This window comes from Neisseria sp. P0021.S005, assembly GCF_051956955.1.
In genome coordinates, this window is record NZ_JBQCWY010000098.1 from 1 (window position 1) to 8,711 (window position 8,711).

At 51.2% G+C, this 8,711-nt stretch carries 7 protein-coding genes; all 7 read right to left on the reverse strand.

What is annotated here, in order from left to right:
* On the reverse strand, nucleotides 1-561 hold a 561-nt coding region (locus ACTHUE_RS07575; protein ID WP_440403322.1), incomplete at its 3' end, for a sodium/glutamate symporter.
* A 217-nt stretch (nucleotides 562-778) separates the two neighbouring features.
* Nucleotides 779-2,185 (reverse strand): SEL1-like repeat protein, encoded by a 1,407-nt coding sequence (locus ACTHUE_RS07580; RefSeq protein WP_004519087.1) that lies wholly within the window; start codon nucleotides 2,183-2,185, stop codon nucleotides 779-781.
* A 348-nt stretch (nucleotides 2,186-2,533) separates the two neighbouring features.
* Nucleotides 2,534-3,793 carry a capsule biosynthesis protein gene (locus tag ACTHUE_RS07585; protein ID WP_049335783.1) on the reverse strand — a complete coding sequence of 420 codons (1,260 nt, stop codon included), beginning with the start codon at nucleotides 3,791-3,793 and terminating at the stop codon, nucleotides 2,534-2,536.
* Nucleotides 3,794-3,929: 136 nt separating this feature from the next.
* Nucleotides 3,930-6,044 (reverse strand): capsular polysaccharide biosynthesis protein, encoded by a 2,115-nt coding sequence (locus ACTHUE_RS07590; RefSeq protein ID WP_440361262.1) that lies wholly within the window; start codon nucleotides 6,042-6,044, stop codon nucleotides 3,930-3,932.
* A gap of 34 nt (nucleotides 6,045-6,078) precedes the next feature.
* Complete coding sequence (gene rfbC, locus ACTHUE_RS07595; protein ID WP_036492531.1) at nucleotides 6,079-6,618, reverse strand: dTDP-4-dehydrorhamnose 3,5-epimerase; 540 nt, start codon at nucleotides 6,616-6,618, stop codon at nucleotides 6,079-6,081.
* Nucleotides 6,619-6,671: 53 nt separating this feature from the next.
* Entirely contained in the window at nucleotides 6,672-7,538 is an 867-nt protein-coding gene (gene rfbA / locus ACTHUE_RS07600; protein WP_004519082.1) for a glucose-1-phosphate thymidylyltransferase RfbA, read from the reverse strand.
* A gap of 73 nt (nucleotides 7,539-7,611) precedes the next feature.
* Complete coding sequence (gene rffG / locus ACTHUE_RS07605) at nucleotides 7,612-8,679, reverse strand: dTDP-glucose 4,6-dehydratase (protein ID WP_049335785.1); 1,068 nt, start codon at nucleotides 8,677-8,679, stop codon at nucleotides 7,612-7,614.
* Nucleotides 8,680-8,711 lie beyond the last annotated feature (32 nt).

Genomic DNA, 8,711 nt, shown 5'->3' on the forward strand with positions numbered 1-8,711 from the left:
TTTGTTGATCAGACGGCGTGCAACAGGACCACCGATCAAACCGCCGAATACCAGGCCGAATGTTGCAGAAGCCATACCTAAGCCGGTTGCGCCGGTCAGGCCGAATTTGCTTTCAAAGTCAGGACCCCATGCACCGGCGGTACCGTGACCACCGGTCAGGGTAATCGAACCGGTAATCAGGCCAATCAGCGGATCCAAGCCCAATGCGCTCGCCAAGCCGACACCGACAAAGTTTTGGACGATGATAAATGCGCCCACCACGGCGGTAAAGATAACCAAAGGCAAACCGCCCGCTTTCAAACGGGAGAAGTCGGCGCTCAAACCGATGGATGTAAAGAAGATGAGCATGAACGCATCTTGCAGCGGTTTTTCAAATTTGAAGCTGACGCCGTAGGCTTCGTGCAGGGCGAACAGGACGATAGCGGCAACCAAACCGCCGGCGACCGGCTCGGGAATATTGAAGTCTCGTAAGAATTTGATTTTTTGAACCAGAAATTTACCAACCAGCAACACGAGTGTGGCGGCAATCAGTGTGTAATAACTGTTGAATTCCCATTCCATGTTGTTTCACCTCCTAGAAATGTTTTTCCGAGCATCCGTTTTTGTTCCGGATGTAGTGTGTTTCAACGCTTGGCGTTATCCGCCGAGTGTCATGGTATTGATGCGCGGGCAAGGTGTTTTCAGAAAGAAATGAAAACAATGACGTGTCCGTGAAAAATAACTGGCAAATATTAGGGGAATAGTTAAAGATTGTCAAAAAATGCGAGTGTAAATATTTTCAGACGGCCTTTTGACCGATGGCATGGTGCACTTCGCGGCGCCATTGTTCTAATAGGGATGTTAATGATTCGGCCGAAGTGTGGCCGTTGCTGATGGCGGCCTGCAGCCAGTAGCAGGCGGTCGGAACATGACAGCCGACACCTTGCCCGTGATAGTAAAAACAGGCGAGGTGGTATTGGGCGGAAGGGTGGTTTTGTTCGGCTGCGATTGCGTACCAGTGGGCGGCCGCCCGAGGGTCTTGCGCCGTACCGAGGCCGTAATGGTAGATGCGGCCTAAGGCTGCCGCCGCGTTTTTATGGTGGAATTCGGCTGCTTCCATGTAATTCTTGCGCGCGGCATTGTAGTCTGCGTAGCGACCGATGGCGTGGGCTTGTGCTTCCGCCAAACGGTAGATGGTTCCGATTTGTTGCTGTTGCAGGGCGGCTGTTTTGATTTGTTCGTATTGTTGCGGATGGTACAGTGCGGCGTCGCTGATGAGTTTTTGTGCCGCGGAGGCAGAACCTAACGTGGCGGCACGGTGGTAGTAATCGTGCGCGATATGGTTGTCGGCTTTGATGCCGAGGCCGTAGCGGTAGAGGTCGCCCATGATTTTCAGGGCTTCGGGATGGTTTTTTTCGGCAGCGGCTTTGGCGTAGCGTGCCGCTTGGAACGGGTCTCGTTCGGAAAGTTCGCCGGTCAGGGCGTATTGGGCCAGCTTGGCCTGTGCTTCCGCTTGTTCCTTATCGGCGGCACGACGATACCATTCTAAGGCTTCGGGTTTGCGTTGGGCGGCAAGAAGGTCGGCCAGCAGGGTTTGTGCGGCGATGTGGCCGGCTTGCGCGGCTTGTTCGAGATATTGTTCGGCTTGTGCGTGGTTGTGGCTGACGCCTGTGCCGTAGAAGTAGATTTGACCGAGTTGCCAGCAGGCAGCAGTCACACCGAGCGTGGCCGCTTTTTCGTATTGTTCGATGGCTGTTTCAACGTCGCCTTGGCGTTGATGATGGCGTGCCAGATGGTAATACGCAGGCGCAGCATATCGGGCAGCGGCAAGCTCCGCCCAGTAGAGGGATTGTGGATCATTGCGCTGTGCGTGGTAACGCATGAGGATTAATTGGGCTTCGAGGTGACCTTGCTCACCCAGCCAGGCGTATTCGTTAAGAAGCTGTCCGGTCGGGGTGCCGTTGTATTCGCGTTGTTGCAGCAGGGTGAAGAGTGCCATGGGGTGGCGTTGGGCAGCGGCGGCTTCCAACCATGAAAGTGCCTGCTCCAATTGGCCGTTTTGCAGCAGATGGTTGCCCAATGCGAAAGCAGCTTCCGCATAACCCTGCTCTGCCGCCTGTTGCAACAGGGGCAGGGCTTGGGCGGTATGGGATTGTTCCAAAAGGGCGGCGGCTTGCCGGTAGAGGATATCAGGAGCGGCGGTCATGGTTTGCGGGCGGATATAAAGTGGAAGACGGATGCTGTGGCATATGGGCGGCGATACCGGTTGAGGGCTTTGTAAAAATATTGCTCGGCATAGTTTTGCTGGCTTATCTTTAGGATGCTTAGCTTGTTATATTGTTTTGCCTAGGGGCATCCATATTTTGTGTGTTACAAAAGGCTCAGCTTGAGTCGGTATGCGCTCATGACAGCTCGGTCATTATACTGTCTTTGTAATTTATTGTTAATGATAAATGCAGGTTTTTGTGTTTGATTTACATGGAAGTAGCCAAGGTATTGATTGCTTCAGGCCGTCTGAAATATTTTCAGACGGCCTGAACTTTCCTTCGCTAAGTCAGGTTGTCGGTATGGAAGAGTCGGATGTGTCTTTGTTGGGGAAAAACACCTGACTGTAGAAGTTGCCGTTAATTTGGGTCACGTTGAGGTGGTACATACGGTAGGCATGGAACAGGTCGCTGTCAGGCGGTGTCGGATGATTCCAAAATTCTGCCAAGGTATTTTGGTCGGTTATGCCGGGAATATCATAATAGGCACGGCCGAGAACCTTAACTGGCATATTGTGAATCAGGCCGGACAGGCCGCTGGTGCTGTTGATGGTAACCATGCCGAGGCCGTGGCGCAGGAAAACGGGCAGGGGGACATCATGGACGTAAGTGATACGGCCTTTGAGTTTGGGGTGTTTTTTGATAAAGCGTTTGATGTCGCGCGAGTAGTCGATAAAGCCGCGGTCCATCGGATGATGCTTGATGATGAGGTTGGTATCGGCAGGCGCGTGCGCGGCAAAGGAGGCCAAAATATGGAGCAGGAAGCTGCGGACGCTGGAAAAGTCACAATGGATGCGGACTTGGCTGTCGTTGAATACCTGCAAGGGAACAATAAAAAATTTGCCGTATTTGCCCGCCTCCACGCGTTTGGCGATTTGGATGTCTTCAATATAGTAGTTCAAACGCTTGAGGATGGAGATTGACCACAGTTTGAGGTAATGGCCGGCATTGGATGCGCGGTGGTGGATGTAGTTCGGGTACTTGTTCGGGTTGCGGAACAATTCGATATAGTAACGGACGGCGTTTTTGGCCATGGGCATAAACCCGCCGCGTACCGGCGTCGGCGCTTTGTATTCTTGCTGTGCCAGCTTGGGGAATTGTTCCAAAAAAAAGTCGGCACGGCGCGGTAACGGGGAAAATGCGTTGACGCCGTCTTTTTCTAAGGTGATGTAGTAGGGGCGGAAATAACCTTCTTCAAACGCCCAGAAACCGACTTGGTTTTCGTTTGCAATGCGTTTTGCAATGACGTGATAAGGGCGTGTGTCGCCAAAGCAGACAACCGCCTGGATGTGATGTTGAACGATGTATTCTTGCAAAAATTCAGGAAAGGCATCGTAGTTGTCGTTAAAAACAACGGTATGAGCTTGAGTGGGCGGATAAAAATAGTCGTCGCCTGCATTAAAGTTGAATTTATGTACGGTTTTGCCGTTTTCAGTCAGCCAATTGGCAAGGCGCAGAAAAAAATCGCCGACAGGACTTTGAAGCAGCAGGATATTTTCTGCGCTTTCAAGCAGGTTTTGCAGGTTGTTTTTGAGGACGGTCTGTTTCATGTCGCAATGTGGTTTTGTTTTTTATGTAATAGTTTTGAGTTGAACTTTCAAGCATACGCCAAGCGTATTAACGATGCAAAGGCAATGATGCCGCAATTGAAGCTGGTTTATGACGCATTGTTAACTTTGATGGTGTTTATTTGAAAGATCGATATAGTTGTTTGATTTTACCTAATTTTTTAGCAAAGTACCCGCGATGTAATCCGTTGTTGTTTTTTTGCATATTTTTTTGTCGTATCAGGATTTGGGCAGCGGTTTCCGCATTAATGGCCTGATGGGTTTCGGGATGGATATAGTCGGGGTAGTGGATGAGCGTGCCGGCAATCAGCTGCCAAAGCTCAAGCCTGCGGCTGCGGCGCGGAATGGGGAGCAGATCTTGGGTAAGTCCCCAACCTGCGTAAAAAGGCAGACCGTAGCAGCTGACTTTTTTGCCGCGCAACAAGGATTCAAAACCAGTCAGCGAAGTCATGGTATGTATTTCGTCTGCGTATTGGAGACAGGTCAGGATATCGGCTTGTTCGACGGTTTGGTCGGCATATCGTGCCGTATCTTCAGGGGAAATATGGCCGATGCGGTTACCGCTGACTACATCTGGATGCGGTTTGTAGATGATATAGGCATCGGGATTGCGTTCGCGTACGGTACGGAGCAGATCCAGATTGCGATAGATTTGGGGCGAACCGTAGCGGATAGACGCATCATCTTCAACCTGGCCGGGAACGAGGATTACGGTTTTGTTGGTTGACGGGACCGTGAAGTCTGAGCTGCCGACGTTGTATTTACTGATGTGGTTTTCGGTCAGCATTTTTTGCAGCTTCAAGGCCGTCTGAAAGTCCTGGTCGTCGAAGTTTTGGTTTTGGAGGATGTGTTCAAGACGTGACGGGGTTTCGGCATTGAAATAAATGCCCATATCGTCGGTAACGAGCGACAGCGGTGGCACTAAATTAGAACCGAGTCCGACCGAGCGGATAAAGCCGTCTTCCATGCGCAGCAGGGGGATATTATGTTGTTCGGCAAAACGGACGATGGCCTCTTTGCCGTTGCCCCAAGCTAGGATGCGTGCATCGTCGGACAGTTTGACCCCTGCCAGTTTTTGGGTGGAGGAGATAAATTTCAGACGGCATGAGGGTACGTTAAAGAACGGTTTGGCAACCGCGCGTTTCCACAAAGACATGCCGACGCAATACAACTCTCCACGCAATTTGTCGTTTTTGCGTTTGACCGTTGCCAGATAGTCGATAACATCAAAGAGGCTGCCTGCTTCGCCGGTATTGGGGTTGAGGTAGCGGCTGTATTGCAGATAGGCTGCTGCGAAGAGTTGCAGCAAGTTGCGGCGGGCGCGGCGTTGGGTTTGAACAAGGCTGCCGATTTTGGGATGGCGGTCGTTGCTTACGCCCCATCCGGCGTACCACGGCAGGCCGAAGGTGGTCAGTGGTTTGCCGCACAAAAGCGCCTCAAAACCCATTTGCGAGGTAACGCAATAAACCTTATCGACGTTTTGCAACAAAGAAATCGGATTGATGTCTTCTGCCAAAAGATGGACGCGGTGTTGCTGCGCCAGTTGGGTCAGATAGCCTTGTTTTTTGCCGCACAAAACATCGGGATGGGTTTTTACCCAGATATCGGCTTGCGGGTTTTCATTCAAGGCCGTCTGAAACATCAGTTCAAACGTAGAGGCGTCTGCGCCGCCATATTGGATGGCCATATCGCCGAAGGTTTGGTCGATGATGAGGACGGTTTCGGGTTTGGATGGGGAACGTAAAGGATGATCTTCTGAAAGTTCGGGCGCGTGGTTGTATTTGGACAGGTGGTGTTGCAGGATGAAATCCATCGCCTGTTGCGCTTGAGCCAAGGTTTCAGACAGCATGGTATCGGCGGCGAGAATCAGTTGTTCCAAACGTGAAGGACGGGTGGTGTCGTAGTAGATGCCGATATCGTCATAGACGATGGAATAGGGCGGATAACCGGAGACGCCCAGTCCGAGCGAGCGTAAAAAACCGTCTTCCAATGCAATAAAGGGAAGCCGGTGTTCAGCGGCGAAAGTACGCGCTTTGTGTGTCGTCGGGCGCAAACCCCAGCCGACGACAGTCTCTGTACCTTTTCCATCTTTGCAGATATGAAACTCAGGCAATAGGGTGGAGAGATGGGGAATTTTGCGGATGCCGCGAGAGGGAATGTAGGCGTTTTTCACAATGCGTTTTCGTCGATTATTGTTATTAATAGATTGTAGGCCGTCTGAAAAGAGGAGCATTCTTTCAGACGGCCTGAATTATTTTTAAAACTTTTTAAAACGTGACTGCTTCAGCCAATACTTTGCCGGCCAAGTCTTTAGGCGACAGATTCGGCTCGCCTTGCAGCGGCCAGTCGATACCGACGGTCGGATCATTCCAAATCAGCGAGTGTTCGGCTTTGGGGTTGTAATAGTCTGTGCATTTATAGACGAACTCGGCTTCATCGCTCAGTACATAGAAGCCGTGAGCGAAACCTTCGGGTACCCACAGTTGGCGTTTGTTTTCTGCAGACAAGATCTCGCCTACCCATTTGCCGAAAGTAGGGGAGTCTTTACGCATATCGACGGCCACGTCGAATACTTCGCCGACAACCACGCGCACGAGTTTGCCTTGTGTGTTTTCAGTTTGATAGTGCAGGCCGCGCAATACGCCTTTGCTGGATTTGGAGTGGTTTTCCTGCACGAAGGTGCGGTCGCAGACTTGGGTCTTGAACCACTCGTCGCGGAAAGTTTCCATAAAAAAGCCGCGCGCATCGCCGAAGACTTGCGGCTCAAGCAGTTTTACGTCAGGAATGGCGGTATCAATGATGTTCATTGTTTTATCTTTCATCTAAAGGCCGTCTGAAAAGTTTCAGACGGCCTCAAACATTATTTTTTCAACAGGCGCAGCAAATATTGGCCGTATTGGTTTTTCGCCATCGGGCGCGCCAGCTCTTCCAGTTTTTCATCGGAAAGCCAACCGTTGCGCCAAGCAATTTCTTCCAGGCAGGCGATTTGCAGGTCTTGGATGTTTTGTACGGTTTGGACGAATGAAGCGGCTTCGTGCAGGCTCTCGTGGGTGCCGGTGTCCAACCATGCGAAACCGCGTCCTAAAAGTTGAACCGACAATGAACCGTCTTCCAAATACATTTGGTTGAGGTCGGAAATTTCCAATTCGCCGCGGGCGGACGGTTTGATTTGTTTGGCGAACTCGACGACGCGTTGGTCGTAGAAGTACAAGCCGGTTACCGCCCAATCGGATTTGGGCTGTTGCGGTTTCTCTTCGATAGACAGGGCGTTGAAGTTTTCGTCAAATTCAACCACGCCGAAACGCTCGGGGTCTTTGACTTGATAGCCGAATACGGTTGCGCCGTGGGTCTTGGCGGCGGCCTGTTTCAATGTTTGCGTAAATGATTGGCCGTAGAAAATATTATCGCCCAAAACCAAGCAAACATTGTCGTTGCCGATAAATTCTTCGCCGATGATAAATGCCTGTGCCAAGCCGTCCGGACTGGGTTGCACGGCATAACTGATGGAAATGCCGAAATCGCTGCCGTCGCCGAGCAGGCGTTTGAAAGAGGCGTTGTCTTCAGGCGTGGTAATGACCAAAATATCGCGGATTCCTGTCAGCATCAATACGGACAGGGGATAGTAAATCATGGGCTTGTCGTACACGGGCAGCAGCTGTTTGGATACCCCGCGCGTGATGGGGTAGAGGCGAGTGCCGCTGCCGCCGGCAAGGATAATGCCTTTCATGGGTTTTCTCCTGAGTAGTGTGTGTTTGCGTGATTTTCAGACGGCCTAATATGGGAACAGGCCGTCTGAAAACTTATTTTCCGGTGCCTAAACGCTCTAAACGGTAGCTGCCGTTCAATACGTTTTGCCACCAGGTTTTGTTGTCCAAATACCATTGCACTGTTTTGCGGATGCCGGATTCGAATGTTTCTTGAGGTTTCCAGCCCAGCTCCCTGCCGATTTTGGCAGCGTCGATGGCATAGCGTACGTCATGGCCGGGACGGTCTTGTACGAAAGTAATCAAATCTTCATAACGTGCCACGCCGGCCGGTTTTTCAGGAACAAGCTCTTCCAGCAGGGTACAGATGGTTTTGACGACTTCAATATTGGCTTTTTCATTGTGGCCGCCGATATTGTAGGTCTCGCCGACAACACCTTCGGTAACAACCTGATACAGCGCGCGCGCGTGGTCTTCGACAAACAGCCAGTCGCGGATTTGCATACCGTCGCCGTAAACGGGCAGCGGTTTGCCGTCAAGCGCGTTCAGAATCATCAAAGGAATGAGTTTTTCCGGAAAATGGTAAGGGCCGTAGTTGTTGGAACAGTTGGTTACGATGGTCGGCAAACCGTAAGTACGCAGCCATGCACGGACGAGGTGGTCGCTGGACGCTTTAGAAGCAGAGTAGGGGCTGGACGGCGCGTATGGCGTGGTCTCGGTAAACAAATCGTCTGTGCCGTGCAAATCGCCATAGACTTCATCGGTAGAAATATGGTGAAAACGGAAGGCTTCGCGCTTTTCAGACGGCATTTGTTGCCAGTAGGCGCGGGCTGCTTCAAGCAGATTGAATGTACCGACGATATTGGTTTGGATAAATTCGCCTGCCGAATCGATAGAGCGGTCGACATGGCTTTCCGCAGCCAAGTGCATCACGGCATCAGGCTGGTGTTGTGCGAATACGCGGTCGAGTTCGGCGCGGTCGCAAATATCCACTTGTTCAAAAGCATAGCGAGGATTATTGGCTACCTCAGTCAAAGATTCCAAATTGCCGGCATAAGTCAGCTTATCGACATTGACGACAGAGTCTTGGGTGTTTTGGATAATATGACGGACAACGGCAGAACCGATAAAGCCCGCGCCGCCGGTAACAAGGATTTTTTTCATAAGTTTCAGAGGATAGTCAAAATAATATAAAC